The 19,243-nt window shown below is 45.7% G+C and carries 14 protein-coding genes; 3 read left to right on the top strand and 11 right to left on the bottom strand.

Going from position 1 to position 19,243, the window contains the following annotated elements:
* The first annotated feature begins 1 nt into the window (after position 1).
* Entirely contained in the window at positions 2 to 1,165 is a 1,164-nt protein-coding gene (locus B0I21_RS01580) for a glycosyltransferase family 4 protein (RefSeq protein ID WP_133638582.1), read from the top strand.
* Between the two features lie 21 nt (positions 1,166 to 1,186).
* Here B0I21_RS01580 and B0I21_RS01575 read toward each other — a convergent pair whose 3' ends face one another.
* From B0I21_RS01575 to B0I21_RS01550, 6 genes are all read right to left on the bottom strand, one after another.
* Complete coding sequence (locus B0I21_RS01575; RefSeq protein ID WP_133638581.1) at positions 1,187 to 1,435, bottom strand: hypothetical protein; 249 nt, start codon at positions 1,433 to 1,435, stop codon at positions 1,187 to 1,189.
* Between the two features lie 37 nt (positions 1,436 to 1,472).
* A complete protein-coding gene (locus tag B0I21_RS01570; RefSeq protein WP_133638580.1) occupies positions 1,473 to 1,748 on the bottom strand; it encodes a hypothetical protein in 276 nt (91 codons plus the stop codon).
* A gap of 93 nt (positions 1,749 to 1,841) precedes the next feature.
* A complete protein-coding gene (locus tag B0I21_RS01565; RefSeq protein ID WP_133638579.1) occupies positions 1,842 to 2,117 on the bottom strand; it encodes a hypothetical protein in 276 nt (91 codons plus the stop codon).
* A gap of 222 nt (positions 2,118 to 2,339) precedes the next feature.
* A complete protein-coding gene (locus B0I21_RS01560; RefSeq protein ID WP_133638578.1) occupies positions 2,340 to 3,254 on the bottom strand; it encodes a helix-turn-helix domain-containing protein in 915 nt (304 codons plus the stop codon).
* A 10-nt stretch (positions 3,255 to 3,264) separates the two neighbouring features.
* A complete protein-coding gene (locus B0I21_RS01555) occupies positions 3,265 to 3,519 on the bottom strand; it encodes an Atu4866 domain-containing protein (RefSeq protein WP_208292240.1) in 255 nt (84 codons plus the stop codon).
* 50 nt (positions 3,520 to 3,569) lie between these two features.
* A complete protein-coding gene (locus B0I21_RS01550; protein ID WP_133638576.1) occupies positions 3,570 to 4,409 on the bottom strand; it encodes an SDR family NAD(P)-dependent oxidoreductase in 840 nt (279 codons plus the stop codon).
* A 374-nt stretch (positions 4,410 to 4,783) separates the two neighbouring features.
* Between B0I21_RS01550 and B0I21_RS01545 the strand changes: the two genes are divergently transcribed.
* Together B0I21_RS01545 and B0I21_RS01540 are read left to right on the top strand one after the other, a co-directional pair.
* Positions 4,784 to 5,161 carry a hypothetical protein gene (locus B0I21_RS01545; RefSeq protein ID WP_133638575.1) on the top strand — a complete coding sequence of 126 codons (378 nt, stop codon included), beginning with the start codon at positions 4,784 to 4,786 and terminating at the stop codon, positions 5,159 to 5,161.
* Between the two features lie 19 nt (positions 5,162 to 5,180).
* Positions 5,181 to 5,678, top strand: a complete 498-nt coding sequence (locus B0I21_RS01540; RefSeq protein WP_133638574.1) for a hypothetical protein — start codon at positions 5,181 to 5,183, stop codon at positions 5,676 to 5,678.
* Between the two features lie 156 nt (positions 5,679 to 5,834).
* Here the strand turns inward: B0I21_RS01540 and B0I21_RS01535 are convergent, their stop codons facing one another.
* The 5 genes from B0I21_RS01535 to B0I21_RS01515 all read right to left on the bottom strand — a co-directional run bounded on the left by B0I21_RS01535 (position 5,835) and on the right by B0I21_RS01515 (position 18,776).
* Entirely contained in the window at positions 5,835 to 10,196 is a 4,362-nt protein-coding gene (locus B0I21_RS01535; protein ID WP_166637749.1) for a hybrid sensor histidine kinase/response regulator transcription factor, read from the bottom strand.
* A gap of 61 nt (positions 10,197 to 10,257) precedes the next feature.
* Positions 10,258 to 12,753: a glycoside hydrolase family 95 protein gene (locus B0I21_RS01530; protein WP_133638572.1), complete on the bottom strand. Its 2,496-nt coding sequence runs from the start codon at positions 12,751 to 12,753 to the stop codon at positions 10,258 to 10,260.
* Between the two features lie 211 nt (positions 12,754 to 12,964).
* Positions 12,965 to 14,125: a glycoside hydrolase family 88/105 protein gene (locus B0I21_RS01525; RefSeq protein ID WP_208292239.1), complete on the bottom strand. Its 1,161-nt coding sequence runs from the start codon at positions 14,123 to 14,125 to the stop codon at positions 12,965 to 12,967.
* 35 nt (positions 14,126 to 14,160) lie between these two features.
* Positions 14,161 to 15,792: a RagB/SusD family nutrient uptake outer membrane protein gene (locus B0I21_RS01520; RefSeq protein ID WP_133638570.1), complete on the bottom strand. Its 1,632-nt coding sequence runs from the start codon at positions 15,790 to 15,792 to the stop codon at positions 14,161 to 14,163.
* Between the two features lie 11 nt (positions 15,793 to 15,803).
* Positions 15,804 to 18,776: a SusC/RagA family TonB-linked outer membrane protein gene (locus tag B0I21_RS01515; RefSeq protein ID WP_133638569.1), complete on the bottom strand. Its 2,973-nt coding sequence runs from the start codon at positions 18,774 to 18,776 to the stop codon at positions 15,804 to 15,806.
* Positions 18,777 to 19,243 lie beyond the last annotated feature (467 nt).

Genomic DNA, 19,243 nt, shown 5'->3' with positions numbered 1-19,243 from the left:
TATGGAAGTGCTATTCGTCAGCCACAAGTATCCGCCAGCTACAGGCGGCATGGAAAAACAAAGCTACGAACTGATCAATGGTATGCGCAGCTGTGCAAAGGTACACCACATTGTTCATACCGGTGAAGAGAGCTATTTCCAATTTTTCAGGAAGCTAAATAGTCGGATATTAAAAGCTATTCATAGCCACCCGAAGATTGCGCTGATACACTTCAACGACGGATTGATTGCTGCATTCAGCCTTTGGCACAGCGGCTACGGTCATGTTAAGCGGGTAGTCACCGTACATGGGCTCGATGTGGTGTTTCCTCTAGCCTTGTACCAGCAATTTGTCCTCCCTCAGTTCAATCGGTTTGACCACATCATTGCCGTTAGCGGAGCGACAGCCCAAGCCATTATTAACCGCGGCGTAGAAAAGCACAAGGTATCCGTGGTCTTGAACGGCATCGATCATCAGCTCTCCTCGGCACCCTGTGCGAAGCAATGGGATGTTTTTCAGCGTACATACGCGCTACCTCCGTATAAAAAAATACTGGTGATGCTCGGCAGACCGGTGAGGCGAAAAGGCTTTTCGTGGTTCATTCGCGAGGTACTACCCCAACTACCGGAAGATGTATTACTCCTGATGGCGGGTCCCTTCCAGCACCAACCTACGAAAATCGAAAAATGGCTGAGGTGGCTACCCAAGCACTGGCAACACCTGATTATGCTATTTCTTGGTTTTCCTTCCGATCAAGCAGACATTCGACATGTATTACACGAAGGAAACCACACGCAGCGCATACGCCATTTGGGCAAACTGCCTTTAGACGACCTCAGGATCTTGTTGACCCATGCACACGCCTTCCTGATGCCCAACATAAAAATTCGTGGGGATATGGAAGGTTTTGGCTTGGTTTGCTTAGAGGCCAGCATGTGCGGCACCCTGGTGCTTGCTGCAGACATAGAAGGAATTACCGATGCCATCTTAGATAATAAAAATGGTATACATGTGCAGCATGGAAATGCAGCCGCCTGGACCACAACCATTGAGCAGGTTCTTTCCGCGCAGGAAGACTACACAAACAAAAAGCTAGCATATCGAGCATTTACCATTTCACACTTTGGATGGAATAAAATGGTAAAGGGCTATGCGCAGCTATTCCAAACAATTATAGATGGCTGATGTAGCGGAATGGCCTAAATTTCAGGAACGCAAATTTACCTTTCCTATGAACGGATGCTCATCGATGGTTTCAATCGCATCGGCAATGGCATAACAAACCTGAAATGAGGAGTGGAGATCCTCTTCGAACTGGATAAGTTTATCTTCTTTAACTTTTTCAAAGATCCAAATGGGCTCAAGTGGATTTGAATTATGTTGTGTGACAATGGCGGTGTATCCTCTGCTTTGGGCATCTTGTAGCACCTCTTTTGTAACTTTTACTAATTCCATAGTGCACTAATGTACGTAATAAATATTTAAAATCCCTTTACTTCTGGAAGGCCCAGTCGTATATTTTATGTAATTCGTAAAACTCTTTGTCGGGTACGGGATAGCCATCGCGGAAATGGCCGAGCATCTGTTTCTCGCCGTTTTTATCGCTTACGAGTGCCAGTGTACAGTGCTTATTGCTGTTGTGGTACAGGGCTACGCCTACGATTTTTTCCCGGTAAGAAACCAACCAATAGGAGGCTCTATAAAGACCATCTAAAACAGTAGTCGTTAATATAGATTCTCCTGTTTTTACCAATTCCATTCTATCCATTGCGACGTTTTATATAAGTAACAACAACGCTATCAACCGCCAAAAATAGCGAAAAATTTGATGGTCATTATCGTTGTGTCTTCTTATAAAACGTTAACGGGGGAATTTTGATTCGTATATTTTTTTTAATTCTTGAATATCGCTGTAATTGATCGGATAATTATCGGCACAATAGGCTAACGTCATTTTTAAACCATCGACATCACGTACCATAGCCACCGTACAATCTTCGTTGGCGTCATGAAAAAGTCCGACGCCGGTGATCTGGTCAGTATGTTCAACCATAAAGTAACTGGCTACATACGAACTATTAGGTGGATGCACGGTTAATATTGCGTCGCCAACTCTCTTTAAACTCTTCCTCTCCATTTCAAATCGTGGATTTATCGGAGGCAAATATCGGATAATCTAAGCTGAAGTTATCATAGAAATCATTTAAAGCAATCGATTGCGTAAATATTTGTAGTTTTTATTCGATATTCAACCACAGCGACAATTGCTTAGCTGTTTAAACATCAAAAAAAAGTTGTATACAATCGTTCACAAAAGAAGATAGCGGGGTTCATTTATCGCATAGCAATGTGCGCGTAATCAGTTAAAGGACTGTCGAAATGCTACGGGTGTTTGGCTAGTTTTACTTTTAAACAATTTGCTAAACGATTGGGGATGTTCGAATCCCAGGGCGTAAGCAATCTCACTGACCGAGAGGTTGGTGCTGCTCAACTGCTCCTTCGCGTAGTCTATCAATTTGTTTTGGATGTGTTGCTGCGTATTTTGTTGGGTATGCAAGCGCAAAAGTGTTCCTAGATAATTTGGTGATATATTTAATTGTTCGGCAATGCTGGTAACCGTTGGCATTCCGTTTTGCAATAAAGCACCCTGATCAAAGTAATCGGCGAGCAGATTTTCGAAACGCGCTAACAACTCGTAGTTCGACTTTCTTCGGGTTAAAAACTGACGCTCATAAAAACGTTCGGAATAAATTAACAGCATATCAAGTTGCGCAATAATCAGTTCCTGACTGAATTTATCGATATTGGATTGGTACTCCTTTTCGATATTACGGAGAATATCAACAATTATTTTTTCTTCTTTGTCGGAAAGAAAAAGGGCTTCGTTAACAGCATACTGGAAGAAGTCATACGACTTTATTTTTTTTGTCAATGCAGTATTCCACAGAAAATCCGGGTGGATAAGCAACAACCAACCTGTAGGCTCCACCACCTTATTGAGGTCGATTTCTAATTTCAAAAACTGGGCCGGAGCAATAAAAGAAAGAATTCCCGAATTAAAATCGTATTCCTGTTGCCCATAGTTGAATTTGCCATGGACATTCCGCTTCAACCCGATGGTGTAAAAGTTCTGAACCCACTTCACGTTAGTTTCATCAAACGGATAGGAAACCTGGCTATAATCGACCAAGCTGATCAACGGGTGCTCCGGATGAGGTAGCTTACAGAACGCATGGAATTCGGCGATCGAGTTGAGGCGGAATGTTGTTTTCATCCTTACTAAATTAGTTTTTTTCTTTATATAAAATCATACCGGCATGGTACAAAATTCCATCTTTAAATTCACCATCTGCCGTAAAACCGGTGTCGTCTTTGTAGTCAATATGGTTGCCGGTGACCTTAAAACGACCTTGATAAGCGCTTTTGCGGTTTCCGCGTGCCTCGTCATAGCGATTGTTTGGCAGAAGTTCGTGCCGGATGTAGCCGTCCGCAGTGACCCACATACCGATATATGCCTTGGTTTCTTCTATTGATTCCATGGATGGATGTTTAAGATGTTTACAACCAATCACCGACAAGGTGATCGCGATTAATATGCTGTAGATAGCGTGTAGCTTTTCCATTGTTCTACGTCTTGTGTCATACGGTTCACCTTTTCCTCAAACATCCCGTAAGCATCTTCACCCAACAGCAAATGTAAGGGGGCTGTTTCAAGATTGCTGATCGCAATCAATACGTCTGCCGCCTTTTCTGGATCATTTGGCTGATTGCCGCCAATGCTTTCTAAATGTGCCTGTTCGGATTGCCGCGCGGCTTCATAATCAGCCAAAGGAGAGGCGGGTGTTCGTACAGAACTTCGAGAGAGAAATTCCGTACGGAAATATCCGGGATAAACCACCGTCGCGCTAATACCAAATGCTTTTACTTCCTCGGCTAATGCTTCCGTAAACCCCGCTACCGCAAACTTGCTGGAGCAATAAATACCCCATCCTGGGAATCCCCCAAAGAAACCTCCTACAGAGGAAACATTAAAGATTTTCCCCGATCGCTGACCCCGTAAATGAGACATGACGTGTCGGATAACATGTAGGGTTCCGAAAACATTGACGTCGAAATTTTCCCGTGCCTCCTCGTCACTCAGCTCTTCGAGGGTGCCTATTTGCCCATACCCCGCATTGTTAACCACGACGTCGATTCTACCAAAATGCCCGATAGCTTTTTCAATAGCGGCTTTGACGTCGCCATTATCGGTCAACTTTACTTCAAGGGGTAGGAAGCTTGCTGAAAGTGGCCCTACACTATCGATCAACGCTTGCGCCTTTCGAGAGGTAGCCGCCACGCAATAGCCTTGTTGTACCAATTTTTTCACTAAGGTGAGTCCTAAACCTTTCGATGCTCCAGTGACTAACCATACTTTTTTTGTTTCCATCTTTTCTTTGTTTTATAGGATTGAAATCGATGCAACAAAATTGGTCTATTGCGAGCTGATCGATGTAGCCAAATCAATGAATAACAGAATTAAATCGTGAATGTACGCTTATGCACCCGCTCCAAAGGCTTTACGACTTAGGACAAGGAAAGGGTTGGGTATAATTTTTCATTTTTATATCACAAATTGTTTATATTTCATAAAACGTAATTTTTTTATACAACTAATAAACAGGTGTTTAAACAGAAAAAATAGCCTAAATTAAAATCAATAATTCACTTTGATGCAACTTTAATAGATAGTAAATAATTAAAAAGAAATATAAAACTACACTTATTGCCATAAACTATATATATTTACAAAAAAATAAAAATATGTATAAAATATTACTCTCCGGATTATTAATCTTATCCACTGTTGCTTGTAAATACCCCAGATATGCGGCAGACGCATCTGCTGAGAAAAGCAACCTAACTGTAGGTATAGTTAAAAGCAAGATCATCGAGCGTGAAACAACGCAGGAAGAAATCATCAAACTATTCGGCTCTCCGAATCTCATTTCGAAAAACAAAGCCAACCGAGAAGTTTGGAGCTATAATAAAATGGCTGTAGAGAACAGGTCAGGATCGACGACTTTTTTTGCCGGACGACGTGCTAGCCAGAGTACAAGCAGCACAACATTTGATCTGATCATTACCTTTGATAAAGACGATATCGTGTCAAACTACTCCGTTGTTTCCACCACCTATTAAGCGCATAAAATACATGAACATGAAGAAAATTAGTATATTCCTTTTTACCATAATGCTATTAAGTTCTTGCGCGACGAAGATGATTACAAAATCGCCGACAGAAGTGAAGATATTGACTACCAAACAATTTGATGCTGAACAGAGCTTGGTATTTAAATCAGCTATCAGCTTGCTCCAGTCGGAGAGCTACATCATAGATCGAGCTGATGTGGCCGTTGGGATCATAAATGCGAACAAACGTATCGAGAATAAGAATGCAAATATACAACAAGCGTTATGGGGCAGTTCCAGAGACGCTAATACGTCCAAAGCGATGTTCTATGTCGAGGGAATTAATGACTCCTTAACAGAAGTTAAAATAACGTTGTACGAAGGCGCGGAGTCAACCAATTATAACGACTCTGGACATGTCAATAAGAACACGAAAGAACGAATGATTTATGATTCGGCAGTCTATCAGGGCTGGTTTCAAAGCTTACAGGCGGAAATCGAGCGGCGAAAAGCATTGGGAAGATAGTCATGCTAACAGCAGGATCAGCTTTTTTGGCTATTCCTGCTGTTGATGCGCTAACAAGCGTTACTGTTGCGTATAGCGTGTCATTCGTACAATGTCGAATTGTAGGGCGTATCTTTGCCTCAGTAAATACCGCTACAAATACCAAATTATCAATTATTAATGCTGTCGATGCTGCAAAAGATAGTTTTTAGGCGATACGGCGAATTTTTCTTTAAAGCAGGTACTAAAATACTTGGGGTTATTAAAACCCACACTGTAAGCGACCTCCGAGATATTAGCCATCCCTTGATCCAGCAGGATTTTCGACTTCTCCAGTCGCATATCGCGCACAAATTCGACCGGAGCCAAATTAGTGAGGCTTTTAAACTTCTTGTAAAAGGTATTTCTTCCTAAATTCATCGCGTCCGCCAAGCTGTCAATGTTTAAATCCGGATCGAGCATTTTTTCCTCGACCAAAGCGATAACCTGTTTTAGAAATTGGCGATCGTGGTCGGTGATGGTTGCCTGGTCGTGGCTTATCAAAAAATCTCTTCGCTTCACCATACGATCAAAAAGCTGCTGACGACTCCGCAGCAGGTTGTTGATGGAAACGAGCAAAAACTCCAGATGAAAAGGCTTCGTGATGTAAAGATCAGCGCCCTGATCCAAACTGGCTATTTGTGTATCCATATCATGTTTTGCGGTGAGCAAAATAAGCGGAATGTGGCTTGTACGATCGTCCGCTCGAAGCGTCTTCAGCAGTGCAGCACCGTCCATGATGGGCATCATCAAGTCGCTTACAACAAGTTCTGGAAGCTCTTCCGCAGCAATTTCAAGCGCCTCGCTCCCATTTTCGGCCTTGGCCACCCGGTAGTGTCTACACAATTCGGATTCCAGATAGGCCTGCAAATCCTTATTGTCTTCTACAAGCAAAACCAACGGCTTAGTTTCCGGTGCATCGCTAGAAGATCGTCCAAGGTGCAAAATTGGTCTATCTAACAATACTGCACGCTTGCTAACAGAAAAATTATCAAACCCTACATCTGCTCCCGCTTTTTCTAGAGGTAGGGCAAATCGAACCTCCAACCCGCCATTGGTTATATTTCTTGCCCGCACAGTTCCGCCGTGCAGTGCGATCAATTCTTTGACAAAATGTAAACCAATCCCAGATTTTTTACCGGCATAGCGATCGGACGATCCCGTGTAAAATAGTTCAAAAATCGTCTTTAGTTCCCCCTCAGGAACCCCAGGCCCTTCATCAGCCACAGCGATTTCAAGCGTCTGTTCACTATCCTTAACTTGCACACACAGCTTCACGGTACTCTTATCTATCGTATACTTAATGGCGTTGGATAATAAATTATACAAGATGATTTCCAAACTATCTTTATCCACATACAGCACAAACTCCCTTTCCGGAAGTTCCAGTTGCAAGTCTACAGCTTTCTCCCTAGCCATCATCTTAAATGCGTCGACCACTTGAGCAAGCATCCCGTGAATCGATACGGGCGCTTTGTTCAATCTGTATTTTCCTTCCTGAACCTGTCGAAGGCTTAATAGCTGATCAACATAATGTTGCATCCGCTGCGCATTTTTAGTAATCAGTTCTACATACTGCCTTTGATCGTGGTCTAGCGCAGGATTTTTTGCCAGTCGCTCTGCCGGACTCAAAATCAGGGTTAGCGGGGTACGAAGTTCATGAGACACGTTGGTAAAAAACTGCATCTTAAGCTCGCCCAGTTTTTTTTGTAGGGCAACTTTTTGTTTCAATAGCCATATGGATTTTACGGCGTGACGGATAAAAAAGCACAGCCCTATTGCTAGCGCCAAGTAAAGCGCGTAAGCCCACCAGCTAGCCCACCAAGGCGATGCGACTATAATGACAAGCCGTCGAAATGGCATAGTTGCATAAAAATTGTCATCGGCCCTGATTTCGAACGTATATGTTCCGGGTTTCAGGTTCGTAAATGTAGCCCTGTTCAGGCTTCCATTCTGCTGCCACAACGTGTCTAGCCCCAACAAACGATAACTGAAGTAATGCGGCGCACTTTGGTAGTCAGTTAACGCAAAATCTATGCTGAGGTTATTTTCGTGGTGCGCCAGACGAAGCTGGTCCAGGTACTGAATGTCGCGGCGTTCCTGCGCTTCTTCTACCCGACGTTCTTCACTGTTTATCAACAGCTTGGTCAAGACGACGTTTGGCGCTTCCCGTTTAGCGATCAGATCTTTTGATTTAAACTGCAACACACCGCTCCGTGTACCCCAAAAAATATCTTTCGTGGGCGAGCCAGAGACCACTTTTTCTGAAAACGCTACTCCCCGTAGACCAGCGCTGCTTTCCAAATTAAAAAACCGGTCTATTTTACTGTCGTAATTCACCAATCCACCTTCCGTTGCCAGCCAAAGTACACCGCTATCATCGGCTATCCCGCTGGTAATATAACCGTTTTGAAGCCCCTGCCGAACTCCGTAATTGGTAAATTTAAATTTCCCGAAAGGCTTTCCTTCAAACTTGGTCAGCCCGGCTCCAGAAGTGCAAAGATAAATTCGACCGTCCAGATCGCTGAAAATATGCTGAATATCGTTATCGCCAAATATAACCCCATCGGGCGGGTTATCGTAGAAGTAGCGACATACCCCTGCGCTACTTTGCACGACCAGCCCTTCTGTGCTGGCCACCCAAAGGTTATCCTCTTGATCCAGCATCATGTGTCTGATCCGACTAAAGCTGCGGTAGCCTGACGGCAGGTTTTTCCAGTTTACTTTCTTTACCTTCACTTCGCCAAACGCCTGTTCCAGTTTAAAAAGTCCATTATCAAACGTGCCAATCCAAATATTCTGCTGGCGATCAATCACCATGCTGTAAATTTGCAAAGCCGCTAATGCCTTATTTCTTGCCGAAAAGTGCTCCAGTCTATACCCATTGCCGTCAACCCGTGCGGCAAATAAGCCCGCACTTTTCGTTCCGATCCATATTGTCCCCTCAGCATCCTCAAGCAAACTATACACCCCACCCGATTCTACCAGCTTACGGTCGCTAAGTGCAGCCGCAAAACGGCCAGAAGCATCACGGATATAAATATTACCATTCTTCGTACCTGTCCACAACCGCCCCTTGGAATCATTTACGATACTTCGGACCTCGTCATCTAAAAATCGGTTGTCTTTGCGAGCCAGATGATGGTGCGTGAATTTAGTGTTCGGAAAAACCAATTTAACCAATCCCCTTTCTTCGGAGGTAAACCAAATGGTTCCAGCATTGTCGTAGAAAAAATGACTATTATACTGCGGCAGATCCAATCGATGGGAAGCCATCTGTTCCGTAGAAAATTTCACCGTGTTACTTTCTGCATCGTAATAACCGAAACCACCCGCTCGCATATTGATCCAAATCCTATTGTTAATGTCTTCAAAGCAAAAAAAAGGAACGACCATATTTCGTTCAGGATATTTGGGTTTAAAAACTGTTGTTTTGCTGCTATTGCGTTGTAGGTAAAGAACACCAAATCCGCGATCTATCCAAAGATTGCCTTTAGAATCTTCGAAAAGGGCCAACAGCGAAGTTTCGTGCCTCAGCAAACGGTTGCATTTGCCATTAGAAAGGTCAATGCTAAACAGATCGCCATTCTCGCAGGTCACGTAGAGGCTTGTGCCATATTGGGAGAACAGTAACGCATTGATATGACTACCAGGAAGGACAAGCTCCTGTACGTGGTCACTGCCATGTTGATAGAGCTGTATGCTGTTCGCTCCAGCTACAAAAGCACGCCCCCACGCGCCTTGTGCTGCTATCGTTACTGCATCTTCTTGCCTTGAGGCGGTCTTGTTTCTTATCGTCCATTGGCCATTGCTGCGCACGGCTGTATACAGACCTCGACCTGTACCAATCCAAGCCTTCCCCCTTTGATCAAGCTGCACGATATGCACCTCATCGGAAGGAATAGCTGAGCCAGGGAGAGCCTTTTGGCTCAAATGATAAACTTCCGGATTGTTATTTTCAAAATTGCACACGATGACACCCTCGTCTTCTGTGGCAAGCCATACCGCTCCTTTATCTACATGGTAGATCTTGGTGATACCAAAATTTTCCCCAAGTATTCGATTGATTTCGCTACTTAGCGAGTAGAAGGTTTCTGTTTCTTTATTGAACCAGTAGGCTTGTTTATCATAGGTTACTACCCAAAGGATATGACTTTTGTCCCTGCTATCCGCAATGTCCACCACCCGCCGGTTCGCTGGAAAAACACCTTTTTCTGGTGTAAAGGAATCAAATGTCTTGAACGTATTTCCATCAAATCGATTGATTCCGTTCCAAGTCCCAAACCACATAAAACCATCGTCATCTTTCAGGATACTGGATATGGCACGATGAGAAGCACCTTGCTCGCCGGTGTAAGGTGTAATTTCCACGATTTCCTGTCCCTTTGCAACAGAGATCTGGAAAAAAGCTATGCATACCAAAAGGGAGTATCGGAAAACCATGTTTACATTGAGTTTGTTAGCGCTATTGTAGGTAGACAATATAGGTCTTTTTTTCATCTTATGCATCCTGCGCCTACAAGGGTCAAACACAGCGTCGCTTATCGCCTCCACGCATGAGCTACGGATTGGGCACGCGCAATTTTTCCACTGTAAAAACGTATTCCTTACCGCGTTGTGTTTTAAAATCTACAAGATAGGTTGCCGGTACATCAATCCCTTTCAGCTGGGCTTTGTTAGACACCAACGGCTTTTTAATAGCATTTACTTTGTAAAATGGATTATCATTTTCCGTCGTAGCCTCCGTCATCGGAGCATTGCCCCGCAGCGTAAGTCCCTTCGGCAAGCGTATCCTACATGTGCCTCCTAGCGCCGAATGAATGTTAACTTGGGTAAGCACGCTATTTTGCCAAGCCAAGTCGACGGTAAACCCGCCACGTGCTTTTAACCCCGTCACCTTACCATTCGGCAAGGCATCGGGCAACGCGGGCAAAAGATAAATATTTCCATCATAGGACTGCAGCAGCATTTCAGCAATACCCGATGTACAACCAAAATTACCGTCGATCTGGAACGGCGGGTGCGCATCCAATAGGTTTGGATAGGTTCCTCCACCTTGCCCTGTTTCGCCTTCCGGCGGGCTGAGCTGATCTTTTATCAGTTTATAGCTCCGATTGCCGTCCAATAGTCGCGCCCACCAATTTACTTTCCAACCCATTGACCAGCCGGTAGACTTATCTCCGCGATAGGTCAAGGAGTTCTGTGCGGCTTCCATGAGCTCCGGATTTCGGAAGGGCGAAATCTGCCCTGCGGGATAAAGACCATACAGGTGGGAAATGTGGCGATGACGGTCGGTTTTCCGATCTAGATCTTCCAACCATTCCTGCAATTGCGCATATTGACCAATTTGCATGGGTGCCAAGTGCGCCAACGCCTGGCGCACGCTATCACACAGCTGACCATCCTTTGCAAGGATTTCAGCCGCTTGTAAAAAATTATGAAATACATCAAAGATCAATTGATTATCCATCGTGGTACCTGCAGAAACACCCACGCCACCATCCATGTAGCTATTTTCCGGCGAAATGGAGGGGCTCAGGACGAGATACTTCCCGGATCGATCCTGGTGTAGCACATCCAAATAATACAGTGCTTTCCCTTGCAAAACAGGATAATACTTCTCCAAGAATTTCCGATCGCCCTGGTACAGGTAATGCTGCCAGATATGCTGACTTAGCCAGGCACCACCCATGGGCCACATCCCATAAAAACCGCCATCTACAATTCCTGTAATACGCCACAAGTCGGTATTGTGGTGCATCACCCAACCTCGGGCGCCATACATAGCTTGGGCACTCTCCTGGCCCGTCACGGCCAAATCTTCCAACATAGAAAACAGCGGCTCGTGTGTTTCGCTGAGATTGGTCACTTCTGCTGGCCAATAATTCATCTCGGTATTGATGTTTACCGTGTATTTGCTGTCCCATGGAGGATTAAGTTTGTGGTTCCATATCCCTTGCAGGTTGGCCGGCTGCCCACCCGGCTGTGAAGAGCTAATAAGCAGGTAACGCCCAAACTGAAAATAAAGCGCGACCAATTGCGGATCGGAGGCCGAAGCAAATTCATGAATACGCCGGTCGGTCGTTTTAAGCGCTTGGGCAGATGTCCCCAAGTCAATCGAAACACGCGCAAACTGCTTCTTGTAAAGCTGCATGTGCGCAGTTAACGCCTCCTTATATTGACGCTTTGCAGCTTTGTCCAACCGTTTCTGCATCTTTAGCGAAGCATCGCCGCCAAGGTCATTGTATTTTTTAAAATTGGTCGCTATCGAGACATATAAGGTCACCGCAGTGGCCTCCTTAATCTCCAAGGTATCGTCCCCTACCTCTAATTTCCCACCATCAAGAATCGGACGAACGGCACCGGTAAACTGTACCTTTCCAATCTTGCGGTCTGCCGATCCAGAACGGCCCGAAAGCAGGAGATTGTTAGCGCGCGTTTCTACGCGATGAACCAACTGTGGGCTCGTTAGTGACACCTTTAAGGACAGGCTGTTGGGTTTCGAGGCGGTCAGGCGGACGATCACGACATCATCATCAAACGACGTAAATATTTCCCTAGCGTACCTTACGCCGGCAACGGTATACGTTGTTCGAGCTACCGCATTTTCAATATCCAGTTCGCGGTAATATTGTTTAGGTTGATCATGCCCCGCAAAATCCAAGTGTAGGCTACCAAAAGTTTGATAAGGCATCCCATAATCCAGATTTTCTGGTGCCGCTCGTGGAAAAGCTTCATTTGACAGCGCTTGTGCTTCACGTGCTTTTCCATTCGCGAGCAAATCGCGAATTTCCTGAATCACGGCACGCTTACCCCGGGTAACGTTGTTCCCAGGCTCCCCGGCCCAGATCGTCTCTTCGTTGAGCTGTATTTCTTCACGCGCGGCGCCACCAAATACCATAGCGCCAAGCCGGCCATTGCCTAAGGGTAATGCAGCATTCCAGTCTGCTGCGGGGCTATCATAAAAAAGTTTCAATTTATCTTGCGCAGGCAACGAAAATTGCAAAAGCACAGTAAACACCAACGCTAGGAGCAGTCGTTTTCTATTATCGTTCATATTGATTCGTTTCTTTGTTTTTTCATATCAACTTCGTCAATCCGTAGATTAAAAAAGATGATGATGCTACCGAAATAGCAGGATTGCTGTCGTAGGATGTAAGACATGGCAACTAGTAGACGCCGGACTAAGATCTATCGACAAAAAAAGTAAACATCCGGCAATCTTTGCCAGCTAAAATTACGTGGCACACCATCAACCTCTGTATCAATTACTTATTGAGCAGCAGACTGGTCATGATAAAGGGAGCAACGGCTTTTGGATCATTATCTCGAACCGGTTCACTGATGTAATATGCAAAGCTACCATCCCGATAGTTTTTATCGCCACCTAGACCCGCTACAGCGCAGCAATCTGTGATAGAAAGCGTACCATCTACTTCCTTCCTCACAAAACGGTCGACGTACTGCCCATAGGCCTCTTCTGCTTTTTCTAAATAACTAGCATCCAAATGCCCATTTTTGGCACCTTTCGCCCAAGCATAGATAAACATAATAGATCCTGTGGATTCCAAGTAATTTTCTCTTTTATCCAAAGCATCAGTGACTTGATACCACATGCCCGATTCGGGATCCCGAAAGTGTTCCACACGAGCCGCCAGCTCCTGAAAAAGAAGAATGATCTTCGGCCTAGCGGGGTGCTGTTCCGGTAAATAGTCTAGTACGTCGACGATAGCCATCATATACCAACCTATACTCCTCGACCAAAAGTTTGGCGAAAGACCGGTAGTTTTATCGGCCCAGCGCTGTTTCCGGCTCTCGTCCCAGCCATGATAGTACAGCCCCGTTTGTGGATCATACATATGCTTGCGGACGTCCAGTAGTTGCAAGGCAACATCATCAAATAGCACTTGATCACCGTTTTCAGCAGCATATTGTGCTAAAAACGGCCCTGCCATATACAGCCCATCCAACCATACTTGATTGGGGTACACCTTCTTGTGCCAAAAGCTACCGCCAGCTGTACGCGGATGGGTACGCATCTGTTCGCGCTGTAGCCTCAGCGCCTTCTCAAAACGTACTTCTTTCGTTCTGGCCAATATGGGAAAAAGAATTTTCCCCGTATTGACGCGATCAATATTGTACTCTTCAGGTCGGTACGTGCGAATGCTTCCATCGACCAGCACCATGGTGTCTACATAAGGATAAACATATTCGTAATAACGCTCATCTCCTACCTGCTCCCCGACTTGCAATAGCGCCTGCATGAGCAATCCATGGCAGTAGTTCCATTTCAGTTCGGTGGAAAAATCGATCATCCAAGCTTCCGGATTTCGCTTCATCTCTGAATCGGCCATAGCGATAGCATTTTGCTGTGCAACAGCTTTGCCTAAAAACAGAAAGCAAGCAATAAGTACCTTTATTCTCCGCATAAACATCTCTTTTTATATATCACTTCCTTTTACGTTTATTGATATCCTTGATTTTGAACAAATTGATCTTTGTTGGAGATAGCATCCAACTGCTCTTGTGGAATAGGCCGCACGCTATGGAAATCCCTGACGATTGGTGCGACATCCGGATTGTATCGGCCGATGCGATCCAGTAGCGTATTCGTGCGCTTAAGATCAAACCAGCGAATCTGCTCACCCGCAAACTCCCTTGCGCGCTCATCCAAGATAAAATCTAGGGTTACCTGTGCCGGTGCAACCTGCATTTCTGCCACACGGCCCGTCTTCGCGGCGCGTGTGCGTACAATATTAACGAAATAGGCTGCTGAATCCAGATTCCCCAATTTCAGCTGTGCTTCCGCCGCATTGAGATAAACTTCGGCTAATCGAATTACGAAAACGTCGCGGGAGCTTTGCGCTTCATCGGCCGAGTTGCGGGTGTTATCCAAATATTTACGCAAGGTGGGGTAGCGCAATTGATCGCGCACCGTGCCGTTGGCATTGTAAATGTAATTCCTGTCATAAAGCTTATAGGGCTCACCCTGTGCTGCCACGGCGCGTCGGGTAGCGTACACCGCGGTATCGCCCAAGGCAAGCGATCCACTCGGGTTGTTAACGTAAAACACTTCTTTAAACGAGCCTTCATAACGGCTATCTGCATCGCTGTAAAGGTCTAGCAAGAAGCGTGTAGGCATGTACCGGTTAAACGGCCGGCCATTGGCCAAGTCGCGCTTCATACCGGTTTCCGTATCATACTTCATGATGTAGAGTAAGTGCCCGCTATTGCTTCCGCGGTTATGCCCCAAGGGGTTCAAAATAGGGTCGCTTTTATCGTTCAGGGCGAAGTCGGCAGAATAATTCACGGCGTAAACTACTTCTGAATTTTTCTGGTTAGCCATGGACCACAAACTGGCGTAGTCGTTGACCAATGCGAAACCAAAATTTCCATGGATTACGGAGGTTGCATAGTCGCTTGCCGCACGATCGTTTCCACGAGAAAGGTAAACACGCGACAAAAACGCACGGGCTGCCGGCGCCGTTACGCGTCCATAGTCGGCAGTCGTATTCGGCAAATGCGCTACCGCATACAACAGATCTTCCTCAATCAAGCTATAGAAGGTTTCCACTGGCGTTTTTATAGCCTCGGTCACAATGCCCGATGTTTCTTCCGTGCTCAGATGAACAGCACCCCATGTCTCCACAATATGCCAGTAGTAGAAAGCACGTAGAAAGCGAAGTTCAGCGCTGCGCACGGTTTTCAAGCCCTCTTCAAAGCCCGCTGCATCAATGCGACCAATACCGGCATTGCAAACGTTAACCGCAGCGTAAAGCGCTTTCCATTCGGCCAATATCGCCGGATTGTTGCCTTGCAGATTCACATAGCGCGTTAGAGCCGGATGGGCATCGCCAGCACCGCTCATCCACAGATCGGTGCCCATCTCTGCCATACTAAAGCCCTCCTCCTTGCCATACCACCAACGCTGATAGGAATAAGCTGCATTCACTAAGGTTTCGAACCCCTCGGGTGTGTTGTACACCGTTTCTGATGTTATTCCGCTAGGATTGTATTCATCTAAAAGACTTGAACAGCTACCGCATATAAAGGTGATGATAGCACTGCATAATAGTTTTATACTTATTTTTTTCATGGTTCCGTTTATTAAAATCCAACATTTACGCCAAAAACAAACAGCTTGGTCATAGGGAAATTCTCCGATCCGCCCCGCTCTGGATCGTATTCGTTTAGCAAACTGGATCGTGTCCAGGTAAAAGGGTTGCGTGCTGTGCCATATATCCGCAGCGAACGCAGGTACTTCGATTTTAAACGATCTCCCTGAAAAGTATAACCCAACGATATATTTCTAATCCGTGCAAAACTACCGTCCACATAGCCCAATGAACTGGAGAACAACATGCTGCCTAGCGACATTCCCGAGTTTGGACGCGGGTAGTCGTTACTTGGGTTCTCCGGTGTCCAGTAATCGATGGCGGCCGTACTTTGTCCTAAGCCTTGCGGATCATAGCGACGCAAAAAATCCGGATTCAACATTTGCCCCCAACGTACAAACACATAGATATTCAAGTCAAAACCTTTATACGTAAAGTTGTTGTCCCACCCAGCCAGCCAATTCGGGCGTGGGTTACCAAGTACCCGACGATCATTCGTAGCATCGATCTGACCGTCTCCATTCATATCGCGCACCCGAATATCGCCCGGTTTCTGCCCATAACGTGCTGCCTCTTCTTCTTGTCCCAATTGCCAGATGCCCAGTTTTTCGTAATCGTAGAATACTTGAGTAGGATGACCGATAAACCAACCGTTACCGATATCATCGTCTGCTGTCACCAACTCCATGATTTCCTCCCTATTGCTGGTAAACGAAATGGCCGTGTTCCAGCCGAAGGCCGTATTCTTCCATACTTCAGCATTCAACGCGACCTCTATACCACGGTTTCTCGTTTTACCGACGTTCTGTATCACAGAGGTGACGCCTGTTGTGGGCGGCAATCCACGATTCAGCAGCAGATCCGTCGTGCGCGAATCATATACATCGATCGATCCATTCAACCGGTTGCCTAAAAATCCAAAGTCAAGCGCTAGGTTGGATGTAGCGGTAATCTCCCAACCCAAAAAAGGATTGCCGATTTGCGGAGAAAAGGTGTAACCGGTCGCCGCAACATCGTCATAAGCAAAGGCCACACGGGTAAGGCTGTTTTGCGTATCGTATGGATTTACAGCCGAATTTCCAGCCTTACCATAGGTCGCGCGTAGCTTGAGCTCCGAGAACAGCTGTTGTTCTTTCATAAAGTCTTCATCGACAATACGCCAAGCAGCCGCTATGGAAGGAAAGAATGCCCATTGATGCCCTTTGGCCAAGATCGATGAGCCATCCCAACGTCCAGTAGCCGTTAGCAGATATTTACCCTTAAAACTGTAATTCAGTCGGCCCGCGAAAGAAAGCAGGTTGTTCATGACGTAGTTGGTATTGGTCGCTAGATTTCGGCGAGCATTCCCCAAGGCATAAAACAGTTGTCCATCCAACAACAGATCTTGCCCGGAGGCATTGATGTTGTCGGAGCGGTTTAACAAAAAGCTATTAACACCAGATAGCGTAAAATTATGATCCCCCAGTTCCTTTTGATACGTTAGCACATTTTCCCAGTTGATCAGGTAGCTGTTGTCCGCATCATACGTAGCCTGTGAAAAACCACCGTTGCGATCAATGGTGTACGATCCGGCATACACACCATCCCGAGAATTGCTCAGCGTGATCCCGATATTGGATCTAGCCGTGAAACCTTTTAAACCAGTCAGCTCCACATAAGCATTCGTCAATACGCGTGTTCTGTTCGTCTGCGCTGCGTAGGCATTGGGTTCTAGATCGGCCAAGGGCGAAATGGCTGATCCGTTGAGTGGATACAAAATTAAGTTACCGTCGTCGTCACGGAGCCGTCCCAACGGATTGATTTTATTGGCTTGATTCAAAGGATCCCTCCGTTGTTCAATCTCATATCGGGTCACATTCGCTTGCATCCCCGCTTTAAAGTAACTTCCTAGCTTCTGGTCGATATTTAGACGAGCACCAAAACGATCCGTCGCATCGCGTTCGAAGATTCCGGTTTCTCTTAGGTAATCACCGCTGAAATATACCGTTGTGTTTTCATTTCCCCCGCTCACGCTCACTTGGTAATTCTGCTGGGAACCATTCTTAACCAATAAATCGAAATAATCGATATACTCGTTGTTACGAATGGCAGCAAGCTCCGCATCGTTAAAGACAATATTGTCGTCGGCTTCCGAATTCCACCTGCCGGTTGCGCGGTAGGCTTCGCGACGCAAACGAACCCATTGGTTTAAATCCATGACCGAAGGATATCGGTCTACTTGGTTTAACCCCGCATAAGCATTAAAATCGATACGCGCTTTGCCTGTGGCGCCACGTTTCGTCGTGATGATAATGACGCCGTTGGCCCCGCGCGAGCCGTAAATGGCGGTAGATGACGCATCTTTCAGAATCTCCATCGATTGGATATCATTTGGGTTGATATCCTGAATATTGCTATACTGCACACCATCGACAATAAATAACGGCCCGTTTTGCGCCGTAATGGAACGATTTCCGCGCACCGCAATATTGACGCCAGCAGAGGCTGACCCATTACTACGCGTGATGTCGACGCCAGGTACCTTGCCCTGTACCGATTCGATGATGTTAGCCGATGGCACCTTGGCAATCTCATCCCCTTTAACCGATACGACGGAACCGGTGAGATCGCGCTTTTTCACCGTTCCGTAGCCCACCACGACGACCTGATCCAGCTCAGACTGCGCTGCGCGCATTAGAATAGTCACCGGTTGTCCTTGCTGGAAGGCTACTTCTTCATCGCCGTAGCCAACTAGCGAAGCTCGAATACGTCCGCTTTGCTCACTTACGCGTAAGGAAAACTCACCCACTTGATTTGTAGATGTCGATGTTGCTGAACCCCCGCTCAATAGCGAAACGGTGACGCTGGCTAGCGGTTTCCTCCCGTCTGCGTCTAGCGCCACCCCCGTAATGGTGTTACTTGTTTGCCCCCAGCTTTGTAAAATGAAGGTAAATGCGAGAATTGTCATAATGATCTTATGTCTCATAGATTTGCTGTGTTTACAATGGTTGTATTATTATGTGTTGGTTTATATATGCTACCTACATGGCTCGGCTTGCAGTGAAGCCAAGTCAAAAATCACAATTGGTGCCTATCGTCGCATGTATGCTTGCGTGCTAGGCCATTTAGCTATAGCAAAAATATTGTTACACAGGGCTTGGCAGGTTCAAAAATTGACATAATAGGTTTAAAATTTGACAACCCATATTTAAAGCGATAAAAATCAGCAATATACCATTCGTATTTTCTAAACTTTCACCGTCTTGCTTCTTTCGACAGGAAATCTAGGAATACCACGACCGGCCAACAAAATGGTTGGAATTGATGGCCCACATGGCTATTGGAAAAGTTCCAATTCAATTTGCCCTTTGCTCGTAGTCAGATCAACATGAACAAAACAAAAGCGGCGTAAGTTACTTCTTCCGTGGCACTGCGCTTAACCATCCCATCAAT

Origin of the sequence: Sphingobacterium paludis, assembly GCF_004364125.1 — a bacterium.
Classification (GTDB): domain Bacteria; phylum Bacteroidota; class Bacteroidia; order Sphingobacteriales; family Sphingobacteriaceae; genus Sphingobacterium; species Sphingobacterium paludis.
Note: the sequence above shows the minus strand (reverse complement) of the source record. Positions and strands in the feature narration are given on the sequence as shown.

What these genes read in the sequence shown, in the direction of transcription:
- B0I21_RS01580 (WP_133638582.1), top strand. Translation starts at nt 2, where the DNA reads ATGGAAGTGCTATTCGTCAGCCACAAGTATCCGCCAGCTACAGGCGGC.
- B0I21_RS01575 (WP_133638581.1), bottom strand. Translation starts at nt 1,435, where the DNA reads ATGGAATTAGTAAAAGTTACAAAAGAGGTGCTACAAGATGCCCAAAGC.
- B0I21_RS01570 (WP_133638580.1), bottom strand. Translation starts at nt 1,748, where the DNA reads ATGGATAGAATGGAATTGGTAAAAACAGGAGAATCTATATTAACGACT.
- B0I21_RS01565 (WP_133638579.1), bottom strand. Translation starts at nt 2,117, where the DNA reads ATGGAGAGGAAGAGTTTAAAGAGAGTTGGCGACGCAATATTAACCGTG.
- B0I21_RS01560 (WP_133638578.1), bottom strand. Translation starts at nt 3,254, where the DNA reads ATGAAAACAACATTCCGCCTCAACTCGATCGCCGAATTCCATGCGTTC.
- B0I21_RS01555 (WP_208292240.1), bottom strand. Translation starts at nt 3,519, where the DNA reads ATGGAATCAATAGAAGAAACCAAGGCATATATCGGTATGTGGGTCACT.
- B0I21_RS01550 (WP_133638576.1), bottom strand. Translation starts at nt 4,409, where the DNA reads ATGGAAACAAAAAAAGTATGGTTAGTCACTGGAGCATCGAAAGGTTTA.
- B0I21_RS01545 (WP_133638575.1), top strand. Translation starts at nt 4,784, where the DNA reads ATGTATAAAATATTACTCTCCGGATTATTAATCTTATCCACTGTTGCT.
- B0I21_RS01540 (WP_133638574.1), top strand. Translation starts at nt 5,181, where the DNA reads ATGAAGAAAATTAGTATATTCCTTTTTACCATAATGCTATTAAGTTCT.
- B0I21_RS01535 (WP_166637749.1), bottom strand. Translation starts at nt 10,196, where the DNA reads ATGAAAAAAAGACCTATATTGTCTACCTACAATAGCGCTAACAAACTC.
- B0I21_RS01530 (WP_133638572.1), bottom strand. Translation starts at nt 12,753, where the DNA reads ATGAACGATAATAGAAAACGACTGCTCCTAGCGTTGGTGTTTACTGTG.
- B0I21_RS01525 (WP_208292239.1), bottom strand. Translation starts at nt 14,125, where the DNA reads ATGCGGAGAATAAAGGTACTTATTGCTTGCTTTCTGTTTTTAGGCAAA.
- B0I21_RS01520 (WP_133638570.1), bottom strand. Translation starts at nt 15,792, where the DNA reads ATGAAAAAAATAAGTATAAAACTATTATGCAGTGCTATCATCACCTTT.
- B0I21_RS01515 (WP_133638569.1), bottom strand. Translation starts at nt 18,776, where the DNA reads ATGAGACATAAGATCATTATGACAATTCTCGCATTTACCTTCATTTTA.